The following is a 24,458-nucleotide window of genomic DNA, read 5'->3' as shown; positions in this document are numbered from 1 at the left end:
GGGAACCCTCCACATGATCACCACATCGCCCCCTGCGGCACGGAGCGGCACGGCCCACCGGGCCGGGATGAGCCGCCGCTCCGGCTCCGCGGTGACCCGCCCAGGTCTGGCCTGGGCGGTTCCCGCCACCTTGTTCTTCGTCTGCTTCGCCGTCGTTCCGCTGCTGCTGGTCGCCGTGCTGTCCTTCACGAGCTGGGACGGCCTCGGCTCACCCCAGTGGGCGGGCGTGGCCAACTGGAAGGCGCTGATCCACGACCACACCATGATCCAGAGCCTGTGGCTCAGCGCGCTGATCACGGTGCTCGGCGTCGTGATCCAGACACCGCTGAGCCTGCTGCTCGGCGTCTGGGCCGCGGGCCACCAGCGCAACCGCGCGATCCTCTCGGCGGTCTACTTCATCCCGCTGCTGCTGTCGGCCACCGCGATCTCGGTCCTGTGGCGGGCGATGCTCGACCCCAACTTCGGTGTGCCCGCACAGGCCAGATGGCTCTTCGGGGACGGAAATCTGCTCGGCATGCGGTCCGGCGCCATCGGCGTGCTCGTCTTCGTCGGCGCGTGGCAGTACACCCCGTTCCACACCCTGATCTACCAGGGCGCCGCGCGCGCCGTCCCGCCCGTGCTCTACCAGGCGGCGGCCATCGACGGCGCGGGAACCATCCGGCAGTTCTGGCACATCACCCTGCCGCAACTGCGCAACACCATGATCACCTCGATGATCCTGATGGTCGTCGGCGGCCTCACCACCTTCGACACCGTGCTGATCCTCACCCAGGGCGGCCCCGGCACCGACACCACCATCAGCGCCTACTACATGTACCAAAAGGCGTTCAAGAGCTTCGACTTCGGCGGCGGTTCCGCCATCGCCCTGGTCCTCGTCGTGATCGCCACGATCGTCTCGCTGATCGTCGTCAAGGTCTCCGGATACGACAAGATGCGCAGCTCGGCGGAGGGCCTGTGATGACACGCCGAACCAACCGCCACCGCCCCAACTACCTGGCCGGGCTCGGCTCCCTGGTCTGGCTCTTCCTTGTGGGCCTGCCGCTGTACGTGATGCTCGCCGCGACCCTCCAGAGCCGCAGCGACTACTTCAAGAGCGGCCCGCTGGGCTTCCCCCGGCACTTCACGCTGAAGAACTACACGCAGGACTTCCACAACGGCTTCGGCCAGTACTTCCTCAACACGGTGCTGGTCACCCTCGCCGTCGTCGCCATCGTGCTGCTGCTCGTGCCGCCGCTGGCGTACGCGATCGTCCGCGGCCGAGGGCGCCTCACCACCGGCGTCTTCCGGGTCTTCCTGCTGGGCCTGGCCATCCCCGCGCAGGCCGTGATCGTGCCGATGTTCTACGTCATCACCAAGGCCGGTCTCTACGACAACCTCATCGGCGTCATCCTGCCGACCGCCGCGTTCTCCATGCCGGTGTGCGCGCTGATCCTGTCCGGCGTCATGCGCGACATTACCCCCGACCTCTACGAGGCCATGGCGATGGACGGCGCCGCGCCCTGGCGGGTCTTCTTCCAGCTCGTGCTGCCGCTGTCCAAGGGCGGCCTGTCCACCATCGTGGTCTTCTCCGCGCTCCAGTCCTGGAACGGCTTCCTGTTCCCGCTGGTCCTGACGCAGTCCGACTCGTCCAAGGTCATCACCCTCGGCCTCTACAACTTCCAGACAGAGCACGGCATCGACGTCCCCGGCCTGCTGGCCGCGGTGGTGCTGTCGATGCTGCCCATCTTCATCGTCTACCTGTTCGCCCGGCGCGCCCTGGTCCAGGGCCTCATGGGCGTCGGAGGAAAGTGACCGACACCGTGGTCGAAGAGACAGAACCCGTCACCGAACCCTGGCGCGACCCCGACCTGGCCCCCGAACTGCGGGCCGACGCGCTGATCTCCGCGATGACCTTGCGGGAGAAGGCCGCGCAACTCGTCGGCGTCTGGGTCGGAGCGTCCGACGACGGCGGCGAAGTCGCCCCGTTCCAGCACGAGATGGAAGCGCCGGTCGACCTGGAGGCGCTGTTGCCGCAAGGACTCGGGCAGCTCACCCGGTCGTTCGGGACCGCGCCGGTCGACCCCGCGCTCGGCGCGCTGTCGCTGCTGCGCACCCAGCGCGCCATCGCCGGGGCCAACCGCTTCGGCATCCCCGCGCTCGCCCACGAGGAGTGCCTGGCCGGTTTCGCCGCCTGGGGCGCCACCGCCTACCCCGTACCGCTGGCCTGGGGCGCCACCTTCGACCGCGCGCTGATCCGCCGCATGGCCCGCGCCATCGGCGACGACATGCGCTCGGTCGGCGTGCACCAGGGCCTGGCCCCGGTCCTCGACGTGGTGCGCGACGCCCGCTGGGGCCGCGTCGAGGAGACGATCGGAGAGGACCCGTACCTCGTCGGGACCCTCGGCACCGCCTACGTCCAGGGCCTGGAGTCCGCCGGAGTCGTCGCCACCCTCAAGCACTTCGCGGGCTACTCCGCCTCCACCGCGGGCCGCAATCTCGCCCCGGTCGGTATGGGCGTACGGGAGCGCGCCGACGTGATCCTGCCGCCGTTCGAGATGGCGATCCGGGAGAGCGGGGTGCGCTCGGTCATGCACGCCTACACCGACACCGACGGCGTCCCCTCCGCCGCCGACGAACACCTGCTGACCGGACTCCTGCGGGACACCTGGGGGTTCACCGGCACCGTCGTCGCCGACTACTTCGGCATCGCCTTCCTCCAGACCCTGCACGGCGTGGCGGGCACCCTCGGCGAAGCGGCGGGCGCCGCCCTCGCGGCCGGCGTGGACGTCGAACTGCCCACCGTGAAGGCGTACGGCGAACCCCTGCTCAAGGCCGTCGCCGACGGGAAGGTGCCCGAAGCCCTCGTCGACCGCGCGGTACGCCGGGTGCTGATCCAGAAGGCACAGCTCGGACTCCTCGACGCCGACTGGGACCCGACTCCCGCCGCCCTCAAGGGCCTTGGCACGGCCTCCGCCGACGGTACGGCCCCCGCAGACGGCACGGCCGACCTCACCGACGCCGGGATCGACACCGAGGCGCTGCGCGGCCGGGTCGACCTCGACCCGCCCGCCAACCGCGCCATCGCCCGGCAGGTCGCCGAGCAGAGCGTCGTCCTGCTGCGCAACGACGGCGACACCCTGCCGCTGGACCGCCCCGCGACCATCGCCGTCATCGGCCCCAACGCCCACACCCCCACCGCCGTGCTGGGCTGCTACGCCTTCCCCGTACACGTCGGCGGACAGCACCCCGACACCCCGCTCGGCATCGAACTGCCCACCCTGCGCGAGGCGTTGGTCGCCGAATTCCCCGGCGCGCGGATCGTCTCGGCGCTCGGCGCAAGCATCGACGGCGCCGACACCGACGGCTTCGCCGAGGCGGTACGGGTGGCACGCGGCGCGGACGCCGTCGTCCTCGCCCTCGGCGACCGGGCGGGCCTGTTCGGACGCGGCACCAGCGGAGAGGGCTGCGACGCGGAGTCGCTGACGCTGCCCGGCGTGCAGCAGCAGCTCCTCGACACGCTGCTGGACACGCTCGCGGGCACCGGCACCCCGCTGATCGTCACCCTGCTGGCCGGGCGGCCCTACGCGCTCGGCCGCGCCGCCACCGAGGCCGCCGCCGTCGTGCAGTCCTTCTTCCCCGGCGAGGAGGGCACCGCCGCCGTCGCCGGAATCCTCAGCGGCCGGGTCGAGCCCTCCGGCCGACTGCCCGTCAGCGTCCCGCGCCGCCCCGGCGTTCAGCCGTCCACGTATCTGGCGGCGCGCCTCGGCAAGGCCAGCGAGGTCTCCAGCATCGACCCTACGGCGGCCTTCGCCTTCGGTCACGGGCTGACGTACACCCGATTCCAGTGGACGGACCTGGACGTGCCGCGCCTGCACACCGGGACGGACGGGGAGATCGCGCTCGCCTTCACCGTGCGCAACACCGGTCGTCGGGACGGCACCGAGGTCGTCCAGCTCTACCTCCACGACCCGGTCGCCTCGGTCGTGCAGCCCGTGCAGCGGCTGGTCGGCTACCACCGGGTCGCCCTCGCGCCCGGCGAGTCCGCCCGCGTCGAGGTCACCGTGCCCGCCGACCTGGCCGCGTTCACCGGCCGCGACGGCCGACGCGTCGTGGAACCGGGGGAGTTGGAGCTGCGGCTCGGCGCCTCCTCCACCGATCTGCGGCTCACCGTCGTCTGCGCCCTGACCGGCCCGGCCCGCACGGTGGACCACACTCGCAGGCTGCACGCCGACTTCAGGACGGATCGCGAGCGGGACTCCGTGTCCTGAACGCCACTTCTGTAGCGGTGACCTGACGGACCGACAGCCGTGCCCCGCCCCGGGCGGAGGCGCGGCTGTCGGCGTTATGGAACCGGCGCCGACGGGGGAGCGGCGGGTCCCTCCCGTAGCGCCCGCGCCTCCAGGTACCGCGACATCGCCGAGATGTTGAACCCCGCTCCCCGGCCCGCGGCTGGACGCCCTGCACGCGCTGAGCGACGTGATGGACCTTGGCCACGCCTTCTTCGCCTGCGCCGGGCTGCCGTGGGACCGCCTCGCGGCCCTGCGCGACGCCTTCCGCGCCTCGCTGCCCGCCGCCTTGGTGAGCGTGACGCCGAGGTCGTCGGAGGAGAAGACGCCGCCGTAGTCGCCGCGCCGGATCCGGCCGCGCCGGTTCGGATCGGCCACGACGGCGCGGTAGACGTCGTCCTTGCGCACCCCTTTCCAGTGCCCGCCGCCGTCGGTGGTGGTCCAGCCGCCGACGGAGTCCAGCCGCTGGTAGCCGACTACTGGCAGCTGTGCTGGCAGCGGGCCGCCCCGCTGAACGCCCCGGCCGAGGACCCGCCGGCCGGGGAGGACCGGCTGATGCTGTCGCTGCTGGTCGGCGGCCTGAAGGTCGAGGCCATCGCCCGTCAGCTCGGCTGGTCCATCCATACGATGCGCCGCCGGATGAGCGGCCTGGACGGACGTCTCGGGGTCACCAACCGCTTCCAGGCCGGGGTGGTCGCGACCCGGCGCGGCTGGATCTGACCGGCGGTCGCATGCGCCGGGAGCGGAGGCCGGGCTCACGGCCGGGTGCGGGGTCGGGTACGGGGTCGGATGCCGCCTGGATACGAGGCCGGACGCGTGCCCGCGCGGACTCACCCATTCGGCGATCCGAGTGACGGAGCGTCGGGCGGAGCCGCCATACCACGCTGACCTGTGGAATTGCCGCATGCCGAGCGCGACACGCTGCCGGATGCCGCCAGAAGTGACGGGTTGTCAGCAGGCGCGGTGCCCGGCCGCCGGGTTGCCTCGGAAGCGCGAGCACGGATTTCCCCCGTTGCGGTGCACCGGCATCCGCGTCCGGACTCGCTGGAGGATCACTCATGCGTTCGATCAACACGCTTCTGGGCACCGCCGTTCTCGGTGCGAGCATCGCGCTGGCCGCTCCGGCCGCTCACGCCGCCGCCGCGCTGCCGCAGACCACGGCCGAGTGCACCAAGGCGGTGGCCGCCGCCGACAAGGCGCAGGCCGACTACGACGCCGCGCTGGCGGACTACAAGAAGCAGGTCGCGGCGGGCGGCCACCCCGGCACCGCCGAGCAGGACAACCTCTCCGCGCTGGAGAACCAGGTCAACGTCACGGCCTCCGACGCCTCGCGCGTCTGCCCGGACGCCAAGGTCCCGTCCGGCACCGTGCACACCGGCATTGGCAGCACGAGCGAGGGCGGCAACACCACCGAGATCGCGCTCGGCGCCGGTCTGCTCGGTGTCGTCGGCGCGGGCACCCTCGTACTGCGCCGCCGCCGCGCCGGTGGCCAGGTCTGACGAAGGTCCGACGCGAGGTCGCCGACGCGGGGCGCGCAGCCCTGACGCAGCCCTAACGCGGTCCTGGTCACCGGCCGTCACGGCCTCACCGCCCCGCCGCGGTCGCACCCGTGCCCCGTACCCCGTGGTCCTACCGCGCGGTGCGGGGCCGCGCCCCGGCGCCTTCTCGCCGCGTCATCCGATTGGCCGCGTCCCCCGGCAGGCCGCGTCTTTCGGCAGCCCGAGCCGCCTCCCCCCTACGTGACATCAGACAGGCAGACCCCGTGGACCACAACGCCCCCGCAGGCAGCGGCCTGCTCCGCCGTATCGCGCTGACCGTGCTGACGACGGTCGCGGTGTCCGTCGGGATCACCCTGATCAGCAACGGCGCCCAGTCGCAGACGCCCCCGCCGCAGCCGGGCGCCGCCCAGGCGTTCGCGGCGCAGGACGACACGCCGAGCCCCACGCCGACGCGGCCCGGCGTCCCGGCGATCACGGTGCTGCCGCCCTCGGCGCCGACCGAGGTCCGGATTCCCTCCATCCGCCTCGACGCCCCGGTGACCGGCCTCGACCTGCGACAGGACGGCCACCTCGACGCGCCGCCGGACGACGACCGGAATCTGGCGGGCTGGTACCGGGGCGGTACGGCGCCCGGAGCCGTCGGCACCGCGATCCTCGCCGGTCACGTCGACACCCGGCAGGGCTCCGCCGTCTTCTACAACCTCGGCGCCCTCAAGAAGGGCGCCGCCGTCGAGGTGGACCGCCAGGACGGCCGTACCGCCCTGTTCACGATCGACGCCATCGAGGTGTACGCGGCCAAGGACTTCCCGAACAACAAGGTCTACGGCCCCGCCTCCCGGCCGGAGCTGCGCCTGATCACGTGCGGCGGCGGATTCGACAAGAAGCGGCAGCAGTACCTGGGCAATGTCGTCGTCTACGCCCACCTGACCGGGGCCCGTCTCTGAGGCCGTGACGTGCCCGGCGTACCTGCTCCGACGTACCGGCCGACACCGACGTACCTGCGCGACGCACTGACCGACACCGACGCACCGAACGTTCCGACGTACCGAACGTTCCGACGTACCGAACGACACCGATCGAGGAGTGGCTGTGGCCAAGGCATATCTGGTGGGAAGCGGAATCGCGTCGCTCTCGGCGGCGGCGTTCCTGATCCGCGAGGGCGGATTCACGGGCTCCGACATCGTGATCCTGGAGGAGCAGGACCGCGAGGGCGGCAGCCTGGACGCGGCGGGCACGCCCGAGAGCGGCTACACCATGCGCGGCGGCCGGATGTTCGAGGTGCACTTCGACTGCACCTACGACCTGCTGTCCTCCGTCCCCTCCCTCGACGACCCCACCAAGTCCGTCACCGAGGACACCTTCGCCTTCCACGAGGACTTCGCCTGGAACGACCACGCCCGGCTGGTGGACGCGGAAGGGAAGGTGATCGACGCGCACTCGATGACCTTCTCCGAGCGCGACCGGCTGGAGTTGGTGGCGTGCGTGGCGACCCCGGAGAAGCTGCTGGACGGCAAGCGCATCGCGGACTGCTTCCACGAGGAGTTCTTCCACACCAACTTCTGGGCGATGTGGTGCACCACCTTCGCCTTCGAGCCCTGGCACAGCGCGATCGAGTTCCGCCGCTATCTGAACCGCTTCGTGCACCTGTTCAAGACCTTCGACAGCATGTCGGGGATCTACCGCACGCGGTTCAACCAGTTCGACTCGATCGTGCGCCCGCTGATGAAGTGGCTCGCCGACCAGGGCGTCGTCGTGCAGTTGGGCACCCGCGTCACCGATCTGCGGCTCGCGCCGGGCGACGAGCTCACCGTGGAGGCCATCACCTGGGTGCGCGGCGGCGCGACCGAGGAGACGGCGGTCGGCCCCGACGACCTGGTGATGGTCACCAACGGTTCGATGACCGCGAACTCCACCCTCGGCGGCACCGACACCGTGCCCGTCCTGGACACCACGAGGACCGCCGGGTCCTGGGCGCTGTGGGAGACGCTGGCCGCCAAGCGCCGCGGGCTCGGCGACCCGAAGGTGTTCGACTCCTCCGTCAAGGACTCCACCTGGGAGTCGTTCACGGTCACGACCAAGGACCCGCTCTTCTTCAAGCTGATGGAGGAGTTCAGCGGCAGCGAGGCGGGCAAGGGCGGCCTGATCACGTTCAAGGACTCCTCGTGGCTGCTGACCATCGTCCTCAACCACCAGCCGCACTTCCGTGAGCAGCCCGAGGACACGTACGTCTGGTGGGGTTACGCGCTCTTCCCCGACCGGGAGGGCGACTTCGTCGGCAAGCCGATGGCGCGGTGCACCGGCCGCGAGATCCTGGACGAGGTCCTTCAGCACCTGCGGTTCGCCGAGCGCCCGCGCATCCTGGACGACTCGATCGTGATCCCGGCGATGATGCCGTACATCACCAGCCAGTTCCTGGTCCGCTCCGCGGGCGACCGCCCCCAGGTCGTCCCCGAGGGCTCCACCAACCTGGCCTTCATCGGGCAGTACGCGGAAGTGCCCGACGACGTCGTCTTCACCGTGGAGTACTCGGTGCGCACCGCGTGGACCGCCGTGGCGGGACTGCTCGGCCTCGAGCCCCCCGCCGGTCCACAAGGGCGGCCACGACCCGAAGGTGCTGATCGAGGCGGTGCAGACGCTCCACCGCCGCTGACGCCGCTGACGCCGCTGACGCCGGTCAGGGGGGGGCCGGGCTCGCGCTGCGCGTCGTCCAGGGCGCGGAGGTGTTCGAGCGCGGGGACGGCGGCGGCCAGCGCCGCCGCCTCGTCGGGGGCAGCCGGTCGATGAGTCGGGCGAAGACCTCGACACTCGACCGGCGGCGCTCGGCCAGAACCGGCGTGCCGTACCGAGAACGAGCGCTCAGTAGACCGCGGCGACCAGTACGAGAGCGACCCCGGTCACCGACGCGCCTATGCGTACGAGGTGGAAGCGGCCCCAGCGGTCCCGGAGCTCCTGCCAGTCGTCGGGAAGGGTGTCGACCGTCCAGCTCCCGATGCGCGTGACGATCGGGACCTCGACGGCTGCCGTCACCACCAGGGCGACGACGAACAGCGCGAGTGCCGCCAATGTGAGGAAGAACGTACGGCGGTGCCCGTCGTAGGACAGCACCAGGACGGGAACCGCGGACAGCAGCGCCGCGGGCATGAGCACGGTCATCACCTGGGCCATGTTCCGGCTCAGCCTCCGCACGAGCGGCAGCATGAAGTCCGGCTCGAAGCGCGGCATGGACCGGGTGAGGGCGAGCCAGGGACCCCAGAACATCCCCGAGACCGCGGCCGACAGAAGGATGTTGACCAGCTGCCAGGTCTTCATGGTGATGCGCCTCCCCGTGGTTACTGTCACTGTAAATTTACAGTAGCAGAATAAATTATGCTCCCGCACTATGCTGTGCGCATGAGCAGGGGCACGGTGAACTGGACGGTGCTGCGCGCGCCCGCCGCGGGGGAGCCCGAGGGTGAGGGGCTGCGCGAGCGCAAGAAGCGCCTGATGCGGCAGCAGCTCTCCGACGCGGCGACGCGGATGTTCGTGGAGCGCGGCTTCGACGCCGTACGGGTCGCCGAGATCGCCGAGGCGTGCGGGGTGTCGGAGAAGACGGTCTTCAACTACTTCCCGACCAAGGAATCGCTGATCCTGGACCTGCCGCAGGCGACCGCGGCCTCCCTGGAAGTGGCGCTCTCCGACCCCGCGCCCGACTTCTCACCGGTCGCGGCGGCGCTGCGGGTCCTGGCCGACGAGTTGGCGAGCGTCACCTCCTGGCTCGCCGCCCAGGACGACCGGGCCGGCGCCGCCGCGGACTTCCGTCGATTCGGCGCGCTCATCCACTCGACCCCCTCGCTGCGCGCCCAGCAACGGGAGATCCGCGACGAACTCGTCGCCGTCACCGCAGGACTGCTCGCCCGCAGGACCGGCGCGGAGCCCGGCGAGCCGGAGCCGCAGATCACGGCCACCGCACTGCTCGGGCTGTGGCCCGTGCAGTTCCGCAGCCTCGGCCGCCACCTCGACGGGACCCGCACGCCCGGCCAGGTGCGGGACGCGGTCACCGTCGACGTGCACCGTGCCGCGAACCTCATCGACGCCGGACTGCGGACGTTCGGGGCGCCGGACGCCGGATAACGCCGGGTCGGCCGTACGGGACGGCGCTTCATGCGTGTCCCGCGTGCGATCTCCGTCACTCGCGCGGGCATTGTCCCCACGGCACGGGCCGGTTACCGTGATTGCTGTTTTCCGGCAGGACCGACGCGAGTGAGGGGACGGGCATGCGCGGCGCACACGACAGCGGCGGCACACCCCGCCCCGGCGGGTCCTTCCAGCTCCACGTGGCCAGGCGCCACGTCGACCTGCTGCGCGTGAGCAGCGCCCTGTGTCCGGAAACCCTCCCGGCCCGCTGACCGTCCAGGAGCCCGCAGGTCCGCACGTCCCGTCGGGACGTCGACCCCGCTTCCCGCACGGCGGCGCGTAGCCGTTCGCCGACGCGCGCCCGCACACCCCCGCGCGCTCGCCCCCCCCCGCCGCCGTTTCCCGACGTCAACCCGCCTGCCGCACGGGGCCGTTGACGCCGTACGCGCGCTGCCGCGACCGCACATCCAGACGGGAAGCACCGACCATGGAGCACCAGGACACCTTCCAGCGCCTACGCGCTGTGCCCGAAGATCCTCCACCACCGGCCGAACCGGGGAAGACCCGCGCGCCGCGCGCCCTCGACCGCCGCCCCACGGACGACGAACTGCTCGCCGCCAGGCTCGTACCACTGCGCAGGCCGGGCCAATGGGTCTCCGCGCTGGTCCTGTTGGTGCTGTTCGCCATGCTGGTGCACACCCTGCTGACCAACAAGCGGTTCCAATGGGGCACCGTCGGCGACTACTTCCTGCGCGGATCGATCCTGCACGGCCTGGAACTCACGCTGTGGCTCACGGGCGCCGTCATGGCCAGCGGCTACCTCCTCGGCATCGGCATCGCCGCGATGCGCCTGTCCCGCAACCCCGTCCTGCGCGCCCTGAGCTTCGGCTACGTCTGGCTGCTGCGCTCCGTGCCGCCGCTGGTGCAACTCTTCTTCTGGTACGAACTCGCCTCGCTGTACCCGCGGATATCGCTCGGCATCCCCTTCGGCCACGAATTCGTCACCGTCAAGACCGCCCACCTGTTCAGCGGCATCCTCGCCGCCTACGTCGGCCTCACCCTCGACGTGGCCGCCTTCTCCTCCGAGATCGTCAGGGGCGGCATCCTGTCCGTCGACCCGGGACAGAGCGAGGCCGCGCAGGCGCTCGGCCTCGGCAACGGCCGGATCTTCCGCAAGATCGTGCTCCCGCAGGCCATGCCCGCGATCATCCCCGCCTCCGGCAACCTGCTGATCGGCATGCTGAAGGCGACCTCCATCGTGAGCGTCATCGCCGTCCAGGACCTGCTGTATTCGGCCCAGTTGATCTACAACCAGAACTTCCTCATCATGCCGCTGCTGCTGGTGGCCACCGTCTGGTACGTCATCCTCACCACGCTGCTGTCGATCGGCCAGTTCTACGTCGAGCGGTACTACGCGCGCGGCAGCGGTCGCGGCGGCGGCGGTGGTCCCAAGCGCGGCTTCTGGGAGGTCACCCGCGCCAACATCCCGGTGTTCGGCCGGACCAGGACCGACCTGGCGGGTCTGTCATGACCGACGACGGACGCCCGCTGGTCAGGATCCGCGGCCTGCGCAAGAGCTTCGGCACGCAACTCGTCCTCGACAGCGTCGACATGGATGTCCACGAGGGCGAGGTGACCGTCCTGCTCGGCCCCTCCGGCTCCGGGAAATCCACGCTGCTGCGCTGCGTCAACCACCTGGAGCGGCCCGACGCGGGCTTCGTCGAGGTCGGCGGCGACATCGTCGGCTACCGGCCGGGCCGCGGCCGACTGCACGAACTGCGCGCCCGCTCGATCACCCGGCAGCGCGCCCATGTCGGCATGGTCTTCCAGCAGTTCAACCTCTTTCCGCACATGACGGTGCTGGAGAACATCACCGAGGCGCCGGTCGCGGTGCGCGGCGTGCCGCGCAAACAGGCGGCGGTCCGGGCGCGCGCCCTGCTGGAACAGGTGGGGCTCGGCGGACGCGAGGACTCCTACCCCCGGCAGATGTCCGGCGGTCAGCAGCAACGCGTCGCCATCGCCCGCGCGCTCGCGATGGAGCCGAGACTGCTGCTCTTCGACGAGCCCACCAGCGCCCTCGACCCCGAACTCGTCGGTGACGTCCTCGCCGTGATGAAGGACCTCGCGGTCAGCGGGATGACGATGATCGTCGTCACCCACGAGATCGGCTTCGCCCGCGAGGTCGCCGACACCGTCGCCTTCCTCGACGGCGGCCGGATCATCGAGTCGGGGCCGCCCGCCGACGTCCTCGCCGACCCCCGCCACCCCCGGGCGCGGTCCTTCCTCGCGGCCGTCCTGTAGCGCCGGTCCCGCATCGCCCCCGCACTCCTCCAATTGACGCTCGCCGTCGCGCGGTTCACGCCAGGCCGCGCACACACCTGCCCGCACTCGTCTCGACCCCGCTGCGAAAGGCACCCCCCGTGACCACCGAAAGACGCCCCGCCCGCCGTCTCCCGCGGCCGGCCGCCGCCACGCTCACCGCCGTCATCGGCCTCGCCCTGCTGACCGCCTGCGGTGACTCGTCCGACGACTCGGGCACGCCGAAGTCCCGGGCAGCCGGCGCCACCTCGTCGTCGTCCGCGCCGGCCGGATCGACCGCCATCCCGACCGAGGACGTCGTCTCGGGCATCGCGGCCGACCCCGCGCTGACGGCGGAGCTGCCCGCCGCGGCGAAGAGCAGCGGCACGCTCACCCTGGGCACCACCCGCGCGCCGGGCGTCACCGGCCTCCCGCACGGCGGCGAGAGCGAGGACGGCACGCCCATCGGCCTCGACGTCGACCTGCGCAACGCCGTCGGCAAGGTCCTCGGCATCACGTGGAAGGTGCAGTACGGCACCTTCCCGACCGTCATCCCCGGTGTGCAGAACGGCCGGTACGACGTCGGCCAGGACAACTTCGGTGTCACCAAGGCCCGCGTGGAGGTCGTGGACTTCGCGACCTACCTCAACGACGGCCAGTCCTTCCTCGGCGCCGAGGACGTGCCCGTCGACTCGGTCACCCAGCTCACCGACCTCTGCGGGCTGACCGTGGCGACCAGCCCAGGCTCCACCTTCCAGCAGATCCTCACCGACGGCGCCTCGAAGTGCTCGGGCGCCGGGAAGAAGCCGTACAAGGTGCAGTACTTCACCGACTCCGCCCCCATCTTCCTGGGGCTGGCGAACGGCAAGGTGGACATCTACTTCGGCCCGACGCTGGCCCTGAAGTACGACGCCACGCATGTGCCCCACACGAAGTACCTCGGCCAGATCAGCACCACGCCGGTCGGATTCGTGACGGCGAAGGGCTCACCGATCGGCAAGGCGCTCAGCGACGCCGTGAACAAGCTGATCGCCGACGGCACCTACGCGAAGATCTTCGCGAAGTGGGACGTGCCCGGCACGGGCATCACCAAGTCCGAGGTCAACCCGGCGGCCACTTTCTGAGCCCCGCCGCCCTCCGACCGCGCCCGCCTCCGGCGGCGCCCGGACCCCGTGCCCGAGCGGCACGGGGTCCGGGCCGCGCGGCCCCGCACGACGATCACACCGGCCGACCTCCGCGTGCTACGGTCCCGCGAAGTCCCTTCGCCCCATGAGGATTTCCATGCCGTATCAGCCGCCTGTGTGGCCGGTGTCCGTCAAGGCCGTGGTGCTCGACGCGCGTGGCCGTGTCCTGCTGTCGAGGAACGACCGCGAGGAGTGGGAACTCCCCGGCGGGCACCTGGAGTCGGGCGCCGAGCAGACCGGACGACGGGCCGACGACAGCCCCGAATCCGCCGTCGAACGCCAGGTGCTGGAGAGGACCGGCTGGCTGGTCGAGGCCGACGGCCTCATCGACGACGGGGTGTGGATCCACGAGACCGCGCCCGGCCGTCGCGTCCTGGTCGTCACGTACGGCTGTTCGCTGCTGCCGCCCGACCAGCCGCCGCCGACGGCCGAGGAGCACAAGGAATCCGCGCTCTTCCCGCTCGACAGCATCCCCGAGCTGAACATGCCCAGCTCCTACAAGCGCGCCATCTACGCCTGGACACACCGAAGTTGAGCTGAGGCGCGGGGGAGGGACAGCTACCAGCTCGATTTGCGCACGCCCGGCAGGAACCCCGCGTGCGCCTGCTCGCGCAGCCGGACCCGTGAGATGCCGAAGGTGCGGAAGTAGCCGCGCGGGCGGCCGTCCACCGCGTCCCGGTTGCGAACCCGGGTGGCGCTCGCGTCGCGCGGCTGTCGGCCCAACTCTCCCTGCGCGGAGGCCCGTTCGCCGGGCGTGGTGGCGGGGGAGGCGATGATCCGCTTCAACTCGGCCCGGCGTGCCGCGTATCGGGCGACCACCGCCTGACGCTGCTCGTTCTTCGCGATCTTGCTCTTCTTGGCCATCAGACCTTCTCCCCGCGGGCGCGCAGCCGGGCGACGGCCGCCTCGACGCCGATCCGGTCGACGGTCTTGATGCCCTTCGCGCTGAGCGTCAGCCGGACGAAGCGGCCCTCGGAGGCCAGCCAGTAGCGCTTGCGCTGGATATTGGGGTCGAAGCGGCGCGGTGTGCGCCGATGGGAGTGGGAGATGGCGTTGCCGAAACCGGGCTTGCGCCCGGTGAGCTGGCAGTGGGCGGACACGGTGCCTCCAGGGCGGTTGCGGACTCGCGAGGGCCCGCGACGGCCCGGACGACCGCCGCCGATGCCCCGGCGACCGGCCCCACCGTACCTTAATGGAAACGAATGTCATTACGCCCGGCTACCGGCTACCGGCTACCGGACTGCCGCCCTCCCGGACTGCCGCACTGCCGCACTACCCCTGTCCGGGACACGGCAGTGCCCCCCTGAAACGCGTCGCGGCCCGGCCTCCGGCGTCACCGGAGACCAGGCCACAGGGGAACGGGAGGCGATCAGGGCTTACGGGCGACCGCTCCGTACATCGCGATCTGCTCGTCCCGCACCGCGGGGTCGACGGAGTCGTCCGGCCGCCAGCGGTGCACCTGCGTGATGCCCGGCTCCACCAGCTCCAGGCCCTCGAAGTACGCCTGCGCCTCGCTGAGATTCCGCAGCCGCATCGGCATGCCGCGCGCGGTGTACTCGGCGTTCACGCGCCCGACCTCCTCCGGCGCGAAGTCGTCCGTGCCGATCGACATCGCGAGGTAGCTGCCCGACGGCAGCGGGTCCAGCAGGCGGTGGACGATGCCGAGCGGGTCGTCCTCGTCCATGATCAGGTGGACGATCGCGATGAACGTCAGGCCCACCGGCTTGCCGAGGTCGATGGTCTCGCGGAACTGCGGCGAGCCGAGGATCGCGGCGGGGTCCCGCATGTCCGCCTCGATGTACTCGGTCCGCCCCTCGGGGGTGCTGGAGGACAGGCCCGCCGAGAGCGTGAGCACGATCGGGTCGTTGTCCACGTACACCACCCGCGACTCGGGGGCGATGGACTGCGCGACCTCGTGCACGTTCGGCCGGGTCGGTATGCCGGTGCCGATGTCGACGAACTGCCGGATGCCCGCCCCCTGCGCCAGGTAGCGCGTGGCGCGGTGCATGAACTTCCGGTTCTCCAGCATGTGCGGCACGATCGACGGCCACACCTCCACCATGGCGTCGCCCGCCTCGCGGTCGGGAGGGTAGTAGTCCTTGCCGCCGAGGATGTAGTCGTACACCCGTGCCGGGTGCGGGTTCTTGGTGTCGATACGGTCGGCCGGCCAGCCGTTCTCGGGCACGCGGTCCTCCGGATTTCCTTGTCGATGTGCGGTGGTGCCGCTCGCGCGGCCTGGCGTCACTGCTGGAGCAGGAAGTCGGCGTCGCCCGCCTTGGTGCCCCGGATGAAACTCTCGATCTCCCGGCGGTTGTAGATCAGCGCGGGGCCGCCCGGATCGGTGGACTGGCGCAGCGCCACCCGGCCGTCGGGCAGCTTCATCGCCTCGACGCACGCTCCGCCGGCATCGTCGCTCCACGGCTTGTGCCAGCCGTGGGGCCCGAGGTCGGCGGCACTCATGCCGTTGCGAATGTGATCCACGTCAGAGCTCCTTGCGTAGGGCACCCAGCAGTGCCTTGGTCTTCTTCTCCTGCGGCGCCTGGGCGGCGAGCCGGTCCATGGCCTCGCGGTACGCGGCGACCTCGTCCTGCTTGTCGAGGTAGGTCGACCCGATCAGGCCGCCGAGATAGACGACATCGGGCAGTTCCGCGGCCTCGAACCGGAAGAGCTGGAAGGCCCCCGCGCGGGTCGCCGGGTGCGGCCCGTTGGTGAAGGGCATCATCTGAAGGCGTACGTTCGGCAGTTCGCCGATCTCCAGCAGATGGTCGATCTGAGCGCGCATCACCTTCGGTCCGCCGACCGGCCAGTGCAGCACCGTCTCGTCCATCACCGCCCATAGCAGCGGGGGTTGAGCACGGGTCAGGATCTGCTGCCGGGTCAGCCGCAGAGCGACCCTGCGGTCGATGTCCTCGGCCGACGCCTGCGGGTCGCCCGCGGTGAGCAGCGCGTGCGCGTACTCCTCGGTCTGGAGCAGGCCGGGGATGAACTGCGCCTCGTACGCGCGGATGTGGACCGCCGCCTGCTCCAGGCTGAGATAGGCGCCGAACCAGTCGGGCATCACGTCGCGGTAGGTGTGCCACCAGCCGTGCTTGTTGGCCTCGCGGGCGAGTTCGAGGAAGGTCTCGATTTCGGCCGTTTCCGTGATGCCGTAGGTGCGCAGCAGCTTCTCGACGTCGGACAGCCGCAGCCGTGCCACCTTAGCCTGTTCCATCCGGCGGATCGTCGAATGGCTCACCCCGATGACCTCGCCGGCCTGCTCGAATGAGACGCCGGCGCGGGATCTGAGCTCCTCCAACTGGCGTCCCAGTATCATCCGCAGCACCGTAGGAGGGCCGCCGCCCCACCCATTGTCGGTGGCCGCCATTGCTACCTCCCCGTGCGAATGTTCAGTGCTCGCCGCAGTGTGCCATGTTGCCCCGCAGTCTCCCGCCGCCCTGGCTCATTCTGCGAATTGCACTTTGTGGCTTGCGAGTTGAGGGTAGCAGCACCATAGTTGGAGTCGACGGCGTAGCCGATCACCATGATGACTACGTTGTCAGGAACCGCCACGCGCCCGGTCGTCCTCAGCCGTCGTCATCGCGGAAGCACCGACACAGGCAGTGACGCCGATGGTCGAGCCCGGCAGTGATGCCGCCGAGCGCGCAACCGCGACCCCACATACGCGGCCCCCACGAGAGGTGACGGCCATGGCAGCATTAACGGGTCTCCGAACCCCACCGATCACGTCATCGCGCCCGAGCGGCGATGTGTACGCCGTCTTCCGTCTCGCCGCCCGCCGGACCTCCGTGAGCGTCGCCCGCCACGAGGCCCGCGCGGAACTCGACCGCTGGGGCCTGCCCGAGGGCGTCCGCGACGACATCGTGCTGGTCGTCTCCGAGCTGGTCACCAACGCGATCGTGCACAGCCTCAGCGACAGCGTGACCTGCCATCTGCGCGGCGGCGGTCCCGAGGTCTACGTCGAGGTCGGCTCCGAGGGGCGCAGCGCGTCGCGGCACGACGCCCGGCCGCCGGACGAGGGGGGCCGCGGGCTGGTCGTCGTGGAGGCCCTGAGTACGACCTGGGGGATCAACGTCCCCTCGCCCGGAGCCGGTTGGACGGCCTGGGCCACCTTCACCGTGCCCGCCGCCCCGGCCGACGACGCGTCGGCCATGTACTCGGAGGACCCCCGATGAAGCGTGTCCCCCCGGCCGGCCGTCGCTCCGCCCTGCCGCCCCGGGGCACCCGCCTCGACTGGCTCGCCCCCCGCGTGGACGGGCCTTCGGCCGCCAGGGAACGGATCCATGTCCCGACCACCGCAGACTTCCCGCCGGGACTGGCCTGCGACGTGGTCGAGACGTCCGCGGAGCACGGCATGCGGATCCTCGGCTGTCTGCCCAGCTCCGGCTGCGTCCTCACCAACGGACGGCAGTGGTCGTGGATCGTGCCGACCGGCTCCGACATCGACGTGGAGTGGCCGTCCTCCACCCGCTACCTGGTCGACGCGGCCGTGCTGGTGCCCGCGTACGAGACGCTGCCCGACGTGTCCGGCGGCCACGACGTCATCCACCCGCCGGACCAGGCCGTGCCGTACACGCACCCGATCCTGCTGTACTTCGCGGCCTGCTGCATCGCCGGGGTGCAGCCCGCCATGACCGTCGAGTAGCCGCCCCGACTGGCGGCCCGGAACGGCACGGGGCCTGCCCGGAGCCGCCGCGCGGGCGGTCCGGGCAGGCCGTGGGTGACAACTCAGCGGACCGTGAAGGGGAGCTGGACGGTCTTGCCGTTCACCAGCACTTCGGCGGCCATGATGCCGACGGTCTTCGGGTCGCGCACGGTGAAGTCGAGCGCGAAGGTACCGTCGAGACCGATGACGCGCAGCACCGAGGAGTCGGAGCTCTGGGCGCCGTTGGCGCGGCGCCCGGACACGACGACCGTGGCGACGGGGGCGAAGTTCCGCCCGCTGACAAGTACGGAGGTGCCGACCGGTCCCGCGGCCGGACTGAGCGAGTAGGCGGGAGCGGGCGGGGCCGTGCTGCCGTTGACGGCGAAGGCGGCGGTCGCGGTGTGCCCGTTGATCAGCCACTCGTGCGCGTAGAGCGCCACCGTGGCCGGGTCGTTGACCGTGAAGGTCTGCGACCAGGTGCCGTCCAGGCCGATGATCTTGGTGGCGTAGCTGTCGGAGGTACGGGAACCGTCCGCCTTCAGCCCGTCGATCTCCACCGTGGCGACCGGCGCCCAGCCCTGGCCGACGACCGTGACCTTGGTGTGCGCGGGACCGGAGGCGGGGCTGAGCGTGATGAACGTCGTGGCGACGGACAGCGGCGCGAGGACGTGGATCGAGCCCGCGGTGACCTGCACCTGGTAGGAGCCCTTGGCGACGGATTTCGCCACGGTGACCGAGCCGGAGAGCTTTCCGTCGGAGGCGATGCTCAGGCTGCTCGACGAGACGGACGCGGTCGAGCACGCGGTGCCGTCCGCGGCGCAGAGCGCGGCGGTCGGGGTGGTGCCCGCGGGCCAGCCCGATCCGGTGAGCGTCGCCGCGTGGCCGGGAAGGACGGTCGGGGTGGTGGCGCTGAGCGTCACGGCGGTGGTGGTGACGGTGAACGGTACGGTGACGCTGGTCCCGGCCGTGCCGCTCTCGTCGGCGTAGACGGCCACCAGGTCGGCGCTGTCGATGGTGAAGTCGGTGCTGAACGTGCCGTCGGGCAGGCTCTGTACGTAGACCGCGTCGTCGAGGGCGTTCCCGGCGGCGTCGAGTCCCCAAATGTTGATCCACTGGTCCTGGCGGAAGTTGTGACCCACGACGGTGATCACCGTGCCGACCACGCCGTTGTTCTGGGACAGCGTCATCGTTCTCGGACCGGTGGGCGCGAACGCCTTGACCGTCAGTGGCGCGTTCGCGTGGGTCGTGCCGTCGTCGACCTGGATCTGATACGAGCCGTCGGCCACGGTGTTGGCGTCGGCGAGCGTCGCGGTGCCGGTGAGGATGCCCGAACTGTCGATGGCGAGGGTGTTGGACGTGAAGTCGGCCGGGTTGCAGCCCGCGCCGTTGGCGTCGCACAGCGACACCGTCGGAGTGCCGCCGGCCGTCCAGCCGCCGCCCGCGAGGTCGATCGCGGTGTGCGGCCGGACCGCTCCGGTGGGCCCGGACAGCGAGGCGCCGCTGCCCGCTCCCTGCGCGGTGACCGTGCCGACCGGTCCGCCGCCCGCGGTGATCACGCAGGGCGTCTGGTAAGTACCCCCGAGGACCACGGTGCTGGTGAGGGTACGGGTCGGCGTGAAGGTGATGGCCCCCGAGGCGTTGGCGGGCAGATAGATGTCACCCTCGTACGGGGGAACGACGACGGGCTGCCCCGAGGGGTAGTTCATGTTCACCGTGGGGCCGGTGACCGTCACGGTGCCGGTGGCGCCGCCGGACATCGCCAGGTCCATGGAGGGCGTGGTGGGCACATTGGTCAGCGAGGTGCCGGGGATGGCCGGGCTGGCGCCGAGGGTGACGGAGACGTGCACCTTGCCGCCGGGGGTGACGACGGCCGGGGTGAGGGTCACCGTCATCGACTGCGGCCCGGTGGCGTCGCCCTGACCCGCCGGGAGCGTGCAGTGCACGGTCGGGTTGATGGTCGCGGCCCGGGCCGTCGTCGCGGAGGTCAGACCCGCGCCGACGAGGGCGAGCACCGCGACGGCGCCCGTGGCGATTCTTGCCCGCCAGCCCCGTCCGGGCCTGCGGTGGAAGGGTGGGAACATCTGCTGCGCCGCCTTTCGGGCATGGCGGACCCCTCCCTGAGCCTGGGCACGGGAGGGGTCCGGGAAGAGGGAGAAGGTCCGCGGGGTGGGGTCCCGGGGAATGAGTCCGCGGGGGGTGGGCCCCGGGGGAGAAGGAGCGGGGGTCGGGTCCGGGCCGTTCCTCCCCCGGGAGATGGGCCCGGGAAATGGGCCCGGGGGAGGAACGGATCAGGAGGAGGGACGTCGGAGTCGGTTGGTGCGGAACGGGGACGTGGCGCTCAGGTGAGGGTGAGTGTGAGGATCGCGCTGTAGTCGTCGGGCGCCGTCACCGCGGGGAGCCGCAGGTCCATGTCGGCGTTGACCTTCACGGTTCCGCCGACGACCTTCTCGCCGCCGGCCGCGGTGAGTTGGCACAGCGTCGCCGCGGTGCTGCCCAGCGGGCCCGGCGTGCCCGGTGCGGGCGTGCCGACGCTCTGCGAGCTTCGGACGCAGTCGGGTGTCCAACGGACGGCCGAGGCGGGGATGGTGTTCTGACCCGAGGTCAGGTCGGTGAGCGTGCCGGTCAGGGACCAGCCGAGGTCGACGCCGCGGGAGTCCACGACGGTGACGGTGTTGAGCGCGCTGGTGGCGGTCTGGGACCGTCCGGTCAGGGGGATGGTGCCGAAGTCGACGGTGTCCCCGGACTGGGTCATCTGGAGATTGCCCGCGGTGACGGTGGCGCTGATCTTCTGGGTGGCCGTCGCGCCGCCGCTGTCGCCCACGGTGAACTTCGCGTTCACGTCGGAGCCGTCCGCACCGCTCTCGTCGGTGTGGATCGCGGTGGTGGCGGGGTCGTTGACGGTGAACTCGGCGCTGAAGGTGCCGTCGGGTGTGCTGACCGGGTACACGGCGTCGTCGGCGGTCTGGTTGGCGTCGGCGTCCACCCCCCAGACGTTGATGTACTGGTCCTGGTGGAAGTTGCGGCCGCTGACGGTCACCACGGTGCCGAGCGGGCCGTGGTCGGGCGAGAGCGTGACGCTGCGGGCGCCCGTGGGCACGAACGCCTTGACGGTGAGGTCGGCGGTGGCGTGCTTGGCGCCGTCGCTGACCTGGACCTGGTAGGTGCCGTCGGCGATCACGGACGACGCGGCCAGCGTCGCGCTCCCCGAGAGGGCGCCGGACGAGTCGATCGCGAGGGTATCGGAGGTGAAGCGGGACGGGTCGCAGCCCAGTCCCTGCGCGTCGCACAGCGAGACCACGGGGGTGCCCCCCGCGGTGAATCCGCTGCCGCTCAGCGCGACCGAGGTGCTGGGACGTACGGCCGAGGCCGGCGCGGTGAGCGTGGTGGCCCCACCGCCGCCGCCCTGCACGGTGACCGTGCCGATGCCGCCGCTGCCCGAGACGATGTCACAGGGCGTCTGGAAGGTGCTGCCGAGCACCACCGTCTGCGTGTTCATCTTCAACGGCGTGAACGTCACCGGTCCCGACGCGTCCGAGGGGACGAAGAAGTCCCCTCCGTAGGGCGGGATGACGATCGGCGCGGGCGCCGCCGGGATGTCCACGGGAACGGTCGGGCCGGTCACCGAGACCGTCCCGGTCGCCCCGCCCGACATGGTGAAGTAGATGCTCGGCGTGGTCGGTACGGCGGACAGTGCGAGCGGGCTGGTCGCGGGCGAGGGTCCGAGGGTGACCTCGGCGTGCACCTTGCCGCCCGGCGCGACCGTGGCCGGGGTGAGGGTCACCGAGACGGACTGCGGCCCGGTGTTCTCACCCTGTCCGGCGGGCAGCACGCAGTGCACGGTCGGGGTGACCGTGTCCGCGTGCGCCGCGGGGGCGGCCAGCGTGCAGGCCGCGGCCAGGGCCAGAGCCGGCACCGCCGCCCGCGCGAGGCGCCGTAGAGAGAACTGCCCTGCATGATGCAACGCGTGCCTCCTGACTCCGGGACGCATACGTGTATATGACGGTGCGTCAGGTGCTGGTTCCAGGGCATTGCGACAGTGCGGGACGCAGAAGTCAATGCGAACCCGCCGGTAACCTCGCGGTGTGGGGCCGCCGTTCGCACCGGGCGACGCCGGCCGCGGGTCAAGCCGCGGGTCACGTCGTCCCGTGGCGCTTGACTCTTCAAGGTCATGGGGCTTCACTCCCGACCAGCGCGCCGGGCCGGACAGCGGGTAGTCACTCGACAACGGGATGTCAAGGGTGCCTGTGCGAGGTCGTCCCCCGGCGCACCCTCACCCTGCTTGATTGGAGTGCTTTGCCATGTCCAGATCCAAGCGCATGGGGACGATCGCCGTCCTCAGCGGCGGCGCACTGTTCGCCGGTCTGACCCTCGCCCCGCACGCGGTCGCCGTCACCCCGGCCACCGCCACCGCCAGCTACAACTGCGGCACCTGGGGCAGCGGGACGGCCACGCTGACCGCCACCGACTCCGGCGGCGTCAAGAAACTGAAACTGAGCTCCTCCACGATCACGGTCCCGGCCGGCACCACGGTGCCGCCGAACAGCATCACCACGACCATCAAGGTCAAGAAGAACGGCTCGACCGAGGTCGACTTCTCCGGCACCGTGAACCCCGCGATGACCGGCGCCGTCACCCTCGGCCCGCTCCCGCAGTCCACCGGCACGCTCGCCGCCGGTGACAAGACCGACTCCTGGGTGCTGTCCGGCACGCCGAGCGCCACCAACTGGTCGGTCAAGATCGTCACCACGTCGCCCTCGGTGACCACCGTCTACTGCATCGCCACCAGCGCCCAGTCCACCGCGTTCACCTGGTAGCGGTTCACCTCGTCGTACGGGATTCGCCCGGCGCGACTCGGTACGCGGCACGCACGGCGGGACCCCGCCCCCCAAGGGAGCGGGGTCCTCGCGGCGGCCTGACCCGCTAGTGGCCGGTCTCCTCGGGGGCGCGCTTGGGCATCAGCGCGACCGCGGGCAGGCACAGCAGGCTGAGCCCCAGGACGACGGCGAGGCTGATCTTCATGGCGTGGCCGAGGCCGCCGCCCGCGGTCTGGAAGAAGACCGAGGTCACCGCGGCCGAACCGATACCGGCGGCGAGCTGCTGGATCGCCGAGAGCGAGCCGCTGGCGCTGCCCGCCTCGTCGGGGCTGATGTCGCCGAGCGCGATGTCGAAGATCGTGCCGTAGCAGGCGCCCATGCCGAGCCCGGTGACGAAGATCGGCGCGGCCAGCGTCCACAGGCCCACGCCGGTGCCCGAGTGGGCGACCAGCGCGAGCAGCCAGCCGCCGCCCGCCAGCAGGATCGCGATGCCGACGAAGATCAGCGTGCGGCCGAGCTTCTTGATCAGCGCCATGCACGCGCCCGCGGCCACGATGATGCCGAGCGTCATCGGCAGCAGGGCGAGTGAAGCGGTGCGCGGCGAGGCGTGCAGGCCCTCCTGGATGAACAGGGACAGTACGTAGATCAGCCCGCTGGTGGTCGCGAAGACCACGAGCCCGACGACCAGTCCCGAGCTGAAGCCGCGGTTGCGCAGCAACGACGCCTTCAGCAGCGGGTCGGCCGCCGTGCTCTGGCGGCGGGCGAATGCCGCGAAGGCCGCCACACCCACGACGAGGGAGAGGACGGGAGTGGCCGTCCAGCCGTTGGTCGAGCCCTCGACCAGGCCGAAGAGCAGGCCGAACATGGTGACGGCGAGCAGACCCGAGCCGATCCCGTCCACGACGACCGCATGGTCTCCGTCGTCGTGCGGGAGCAGCCGGACCGCCAGGACCAGGCCGACCGCGCCGAGGACGAGGTTGATCAGGAAGATCGGCCGCCAGGACAGGCCGAAGAGGTCGGCGTCGATGATGAATCCGGCCAGGATCGGACCGCCGACCGAGGCCAGGCCGAGCAGCGGCCCGAAGAACGCGAACGCCTTGCCGAGCATGTCGCGCGAGAAGGTCTTGGTCATGATCGCCATGCCCTGCGGGATCATCAGGGCGCCGAAGGCCCCCTGCACCACACGGGCGGCGATCAGCAGTCCGGGATCGGGGGAGAGCCCGGCCACGGCGGAGGCGACGGTGAAGCCGCCCATGCCGATCAGGAACATCCGGCGCTGGCCGAATTTGTCGCCGAGCCGCCCGCCGATGACGAGCAGGACGCCCATGGCCAGCATGTAGGAGGAGCCCAGCCACTTGATCAGGCCCTGGCCGCCGTGCAGCTCGGCGCTGATGGTGGGCGCGGCGATGTTGGTGACGGTCGAGTCGATCATGTCCAGGGCGTCGGCGAGCAGCACCAGCCCCAGGATCGCCCACATCAGCCGGGCCGATGTGCTGGTGCCCGCGGGACGGGGCGCGGTCGAAGTCGTGGTCGCGGTGGTCATGGCGGGACCTCCTTCCGGGGTGACGTCGGGTGACGTCCGCTGTGACATTGCGTGATCGAACCGGTCTGTCCGGCCACACCCACCACCATACACGAACATG

Annotated in this window: 25 protein-coding genes and 1 pseudogene; 17 read left to right on the top strand and 9 right to left on the bottom strand. The window is 71.1% G+C overall.

The window, feature by feature from the left end:
* Window positions 1–16: 16 nt before the first annotated feature.
* From ACFY9V_RS19605 to ACFY9V_RS19570, 8 genes and pseudogenes are all read left to right on the top strand, one after another.
* Entirely contained in the window at window positions 17–958 is a 942-nt protein-coding gene (locus ACFY9V_RS19605; protein ID WP_391162227.1) for an ABC transporter permease subunit, read from the top strand.
* Window positions 958–1,791, top strand: coding sequence for an ABC transporter permease subunit (locus tag ACFY9V_RS19600; RefSeq protein ID WP_391045476.1), 834 nt, complete (start codon window positions 958–960; stop codon window positions 1,789–1,791). The genes ACFY9V_RS19605 and ACFY9V_RS19600 overlap by 1 nt, the downstream gene beginning before the upstream one ends.
* Window positions 1,788–4,247 (top strand): glycoside hydrolase family 3 N-terminal domain-containing protein, encoded by a 2,460-nt coding sequence (locus ACFY9V_RS19595; RefSeq protein ID WP_391162108.1) that lies wholly within the window; start codon window positions 1,788–1,790, stop codon window positions 4,245–4,247. Before ACFY9V_RS19600 ends, ACFY9V_RS19595 begins: the two co-directional genes overlap by 4 nt.
* Before the next feature lie 211 nt (window positions 4,248–4,458).
* Window positions 4,459–4,602 (top strand): hypothetical protein, encoded by a 144-nt coding sequence (locus tag ACFY9V_RS19590; protein WP_391162107.1) that lies wholly within the window; start codon window positions 4,459–4,461, stop codon window positions 4,600–4,602.
* 80 nt (window positions 4,603–4,682) lie between these two features.
* Window positions 4,683–4,985 (top strand): hypothetical protein, encoded by a 303-nt coding sequence (locus ACFY9V_RS19585; RefSeq protein WP_391162106.1) that lies wholly within the window; start codon window positions 4,683–4,685, stop codon window positions 4,983–4,985.
* 338 nt (window positions 4,986–5,323) lie between these two features.
* Window positions 5,324–5,764 (top strand): hypothetical protein, encoded by a 441-nt coding sequence (locus ACFY9V_RS19580; RefSeq protein ID WP_188279498.1) that lies wholly within the window; start codon window positions 5,324–5,326, stop codon window positions 5,762–5,764.
* Window positions 5,765–6,027: 263 nt separating this feature from the next.
* On the top strand, window positions 6,028–6,708 hold the full coding sequence (locus tag ACFY9V_RS19575) for a class F sortase (protein WP_391162105.1): 681 nt from the start codon (window positions 6,028–6,030) through the stop codon (window positions 6,706–6,708).
* A gap of 145 nt (window positions 6,709–6,853) precedes the next feature.
* Window positions 6,854–8,414, top strand: a pseudogene (locus tag ACFY9V_RS19570) (oleate hydratase).
* Window positions 8,415–8,620: 206 nt separating this feature from the next.
* Here ACFY9V_RS19570 and ACFY9V_RS19565 read toward each other — a convergent pair.
* Window positions 8,621–9,073: an anthrone oxygenase family protein gene (locus tag ACFY9V_RS19565; RefSeq protein WP_391162103.1), complete on the bottom strand. Its 453-nt coding sequence runs from the start codon at window positions 9,071–9,073 to the stop codon at window positions 8,621–8,623.
* Window positions 9,074–9,154: 81 nt separating this feature from the next.
* On the opposite strand from ACFY9V_RS19565, the gene ACFY9V_RS19560 reads away from it, so the two are divergent.
* The 6 genes from ACFY9V_RS19560 to ACFY9V_RS19535 all read left to right on the top strand — a co-directional run bounded on the left by ACFY9V_RS19560 (window position 9,155) and on the right by ACFY9V_RS19535 (window position 13,894).
* Complete coding sequence (locus ACFY9V_RS19560; protein WP_391162101.1) at window positions 9,155–9,874, top strand: TetR family transcriptional regulator; 720 nt, start codon at window positions 9,155–9,157, stop codon at window positions 9,872–9,874.
* A gap of 143 nt (window positions 9,875–10,017) precedes the next feature.
* On the top strand, window positions 10,018–10,149 hold the full coding sequence (locus ACFY9V_RS19555) for a putative leader peptide (RefSeq protein ID WP_355345712.1): 132 nt from the start codon (window positions 10,018–10,020) through the stop codon (window positions 10,147–10,149).
* Between the two features lie 215 nt (window positions 10,150–10,364).
* A complete protein-coding gene (locus ACFY9V_RS19550) occupies window positions 10,365–11,408 on the top strand; it encodes an ABC transporter permease subunit (RefSeq protein ID WP_391162100.1) in 1,044 nt (347 codons plus the stop codon).
* 17 nt (window positions 11,409–11,425) lie between these two features.
* Window positions 11,426–12,178, top strand: coding sequence for an amino acid ABC transporter ATP-binding protein (locus ACFY9V_RS19545; protein ID WP_355345777.1), 753 nt, complete (start codon window positions 11,426–11,428; stop codon window positions 12,176–12,178).
* 119 nt (window positions 12,179–12,297) lie between these two features.
* Entirely contained in the window at window positions 12,298–13,299 is a 1,002-nt protein-coding gene (locus tag ACFY9V_RS19540) for a transporter substrate-binding domain-containing protein (protein ID WP_391162099.1), read from the top strand.
* A 157-nt stretch (window positions 13,300–13,456) separates the two neighbouring features.
* On the top strand, window positions 13,457–13,894 hold the full coding sequence (locus tag ACFY9V_RS19535) for an NUDIX domain-containing protein (RefSeq protein WP_391162097.1): 438 nt from the start codon (window positions 13,457–13,459) through the stop codon (window positions 13,892–13,894).
* Window positions 13,895–13,917: 23 nt separating this feature from the next.
* Here ACFY9V_RS19535 and rpsN read toward each other — a convergent pair whose 3' ends face one another.
* The 5 genes from rpsN to ACFY9V_RS19510 all read right to left on the bottom strand — a co-directional run bounded on the left by rpsN (window position 13,918) and on the right by ACFY9V_RS19510 (window position 16,723).
* Window positions 13,918–14,223: a 30S ribosomal protein S14 gene (rpsN, locus tag ACFY9V_RS19530; RefSeq protein WP_391162096.1), complete on the bottom strand. Its 306-nt coding sequence runs from the start codon at window positions 14,221–14,223 to the stop codon at window positions 13,918–13,920.
* On the bottom strand, window positions 14,223–14,459 hold the full coding sequence (gene rpmB, locus ACFY9V_RS19525) for a 50S ribosomal protein L28 (RefSeq protein ID WP_355345697.1): 237 nt from the start codon (window positions 14,457–14,459) through the stop codon (window positions 14,223–14,225). The genes rpsN and rpmB overlap by 1 nt, the downstream gene beginning before the upstream one ends.
* Before the next feature lie 269 nt (window positions 14,460–14,728).
* Window positions 14,729–15,544: an SAM-dependent methyltransferase gene (locus ACFY9V_RS19520; RefSeq protein WP_391162095.1), complete on the bottom strand. Its 816-nt coding sequence runs from the start codon at window positions 15,542–15,544 to the stop codon at window positions 14,729–14,731.
* A 56-nt stretch (window positions 15,545–15,600) separates the two neighbouring features.
* Window positions 15,601–15,840, bottom strand: a complete 240-nt coding sequence (locus tag ACFY9V_RS19515) for a DUF397 domain-containing protein (RefSeq protein WP_317452483.1) — start codon at window positions 15,838–15,840, stop codon at window positions 15,601–15,603.
* Between the two features lies 1 nt (window position 15,841).
* Window positions 15,842–16,723, bottom strand: coding sequence for a Scr1 family TA system antitoxin-like transcriptional regulator (locus ACFY9V_RS19510; protein ID WP_391162093.1), 882 nt, complete (start codon window positions 16,721–16,723; stop codon window positions 15,842–15,844).
* 244 nt (window positions 16,724–16,967) lie between these two features.
* On the opposite strand from ACFY9V_RS19510, the gene ACFY9V_RS19505 reads away from it, so the two are divergent.
* Together ACFY9V_RS19505 and ACFY9V_RS19500 are read left to right on the top strand one after the other, a co-directional pair.
* Window positions 16,968–17,531, top strand: a complete 564-nt coding sequence (locus ACFY9V_RS19505) for an ATP-binding protein (RefSeq protein WP_391162091.1) — start codon at window positions 16,968–16,970, stop codon at window positions 17,529–17,531.
* Window positions 17,528–18,001, top strand: a complete 474-nt coding sequence (locus tag ACFY9V_RS19500) for a hypothetical protein (RefSeq protein WP_391045438.1) — start codon at window positions 17,528–17,530, stop codon at window positions 17,999–18,001. Before ACFY9V_RS19505 ends, ACFY9V_RS19500 begins: the two co-directional genes overlap by 4 nt.
* Before the next feature lie 83 nt (window positions 18,002–18,084).
* Here ACFY9V_RS19500 and ACFY9V_RS19495 read toward each other — a convergent pair whose 3' ends face one another.
* Both ACFY9V_RS19495 and ACFY9V_RS19490 read right to left on the bottom strand, forming a co-directional pair.
* The gene (locus ACFY9V_RS19495) at window positions 18,085–20,082 is read right to left on the bottom strand and encodes a hypothetical protein (RefSeq protein ID WP_391162089.1); all 1,998 of its coding nucleotides are present in this window, start codon (window positions 20,080–20,082) and stop codon (window positions 18,085–18,087) included.
* A gap of 257 nt (window positions 20,083–20,339) precedes the next feature.
* Complete coding sequence (locus tag ACFY9V_RS19490) at window positions 20,340–21,962, bottom strand: hypothetical protein (protein ID WP_391162087.1); 1,623 nt, start codon at window positions 21,960–21,962, stop codon at window positions 20,340–20,342.
* A 337-nt stretch (window positions 21,963–22,299) separates the two neighbouring features.
* On the opposite strand from ACFY9V_RS19490, the gene ACFY9V_RS19485 reads away from it, so the two are divergent.
* The gene (locus ACFY9V_RS19485) at window positions 22,300–22,815 is read left to right on the top strand and encodes a hypothetical protein (RefSeq protein WP_355345675.1); all 516 of its coding nucleotides are present in this window, start codon (window positions 22,300–22,302) and stop codon (window positions 22,813–22,815) included.
* Between the two features lie 106 nt (window positions 22,816–22,921).
* Here the strand turns inward: ACFY9V_RS19485 and ACFY9V_RS19480 are convergent, their stop codons facing one another.
* Window positions 22,922–24,358, bottom strand: a complete 1,437-nt coding sequence (locus ACFY9V_RS19480) for an MFS transporter (RefSeq protein WP_391162085.1) — start codon at window positions 24,356–24,358, stop codon at window positions 22,922–22,924.
* Between the last annotated feature and the right edge of the window lie 100 nt (window positions 24,359–24,458).

The organism is Streptomyces sp. NPDC008317 (assembly GCF_042955955.1).
GTDB lineage: Bacteria > Actinomycetota > Actinomycetes > Streptomycetales > Streptomycetaceae > Actinacidiphila.
Note: the sequence above shows the minus strand (reverse complement) of the source record. Positions and strands in the feature narration are given on the sequence as shown.

Excerpts from the sequence above, each read along its gene's own strand:
- ACFY9V_RS19600 (WP_391045476.1), top strand. The coding sequence starts at position 958 with ATGACACGCCGAACCAACCGCCACCGCCCCAACTACCTGGCCGGGCTC.
- ACFY9V_RS19590 (WP_391162107.1), top strand. The coding sequence starts at position 4,459 with ATGGACCTTGGCCACGCCTTCTTCGCCTGCGCCGGGCTGCCGTGGGAC.
- ACFY9V_RS19580 (WP_188279498.1), top strand. The coding sequence starts at position 5,324 with ATGCGTTCGATCAACACGCTTCTGGGCACCGCCGTTCTCGGTGCGAGC.
- ACFY9V_RS19565 (WP_391162103.1), bottom strand. The coding sequence starts at position 9,073 with ATGAAGACCTGGCAGCTGGTCAACATCCTTCTGTCGGCCGCGGTCTCG.
- ACFY9V_RS19560 (WP_391162101.1), top strand. The coding sequence starts at position 9,155 with ATGAGCAGGGGCACGGTGAACTGGACGGTGCTGCGCGCGCCCGCCGCG.
- ACFY9V_RS19555 (WP_355345712.1), top strand. The coding sequence starts at position 10,018 with ATGCGCGGCGCACACGACAGCGGCGGCACACCCCGCCCCGGCGGGTCC.
- ACFY9V_RS19550 (WP_391162100.1), top strand. The coding sequence starts at position 10,365 with ATGGAGCACCAGGACACCTTCCAGCGCCTACGCGCTGTGCCCGAAGAT.
- ACFY9V_RS19535 (WP_391162097.1), top strand. The coding sequence starts at position 13,457 with ATGCCGTATCAGCCGCCTGTGTGGCCGGTGTCCGTCAAGGCCGTGGTG.
- rpsN (WP_391162096.1), bottom strand. The coding sequence starts at position 14,223 with ATGGCCAAGAAGAGCAAGATCGCGAAGAACGAGCAGCGTCAGGCGGTG.
- ACFY9V_RS19510 (WP_391162093.1), bottom strand. The coding sequence starts at position 16,723 with ATGGCGGCCACCGACAATGGGTGGGGCGGCGGCCCTCCTACGGTGCTG.
- ACFY9V_RS19505 (WP_391162091.1), top strand. The coding sequence starts at position 16,968 with ATGGTCGAGCCCGGCAGTGATGCCGCCGAGCGCGCAACCGCGACCCCA.
- ACFY9V_RS19500 (WP_391045438.1), top strand. The coding sequence starts at position 17,528 with ATGAAGCGTGTCCCCCCGGCCGGCCGTCGCTCCGCCCTGCCGCCCCGG.
- ACFY9V_RS19495 (WP_391162089.1), bottom strand. The coding sequence starts at position 20,082 with ATGTTCCCACCCTTCCACCGCAGGCCCGGACGGGGCTGGCGGGCAAGA.
- ACFY9V_RS19485 (WP_355345675.1), top strand. The coding sequence starts at position 22,300 with ATGTCCAGATCCAAGCGCATGGGGACGATCGCCGTCCTCAGCGGCGGC.
- ACFY9V_RS19480 (WP_391162085.1), bottom strand. The coding sequence starts at position 24,358 with ATGACCACCGCGACCACGACTTCGACCGCGCCCCGTCCCGCGGGCACC.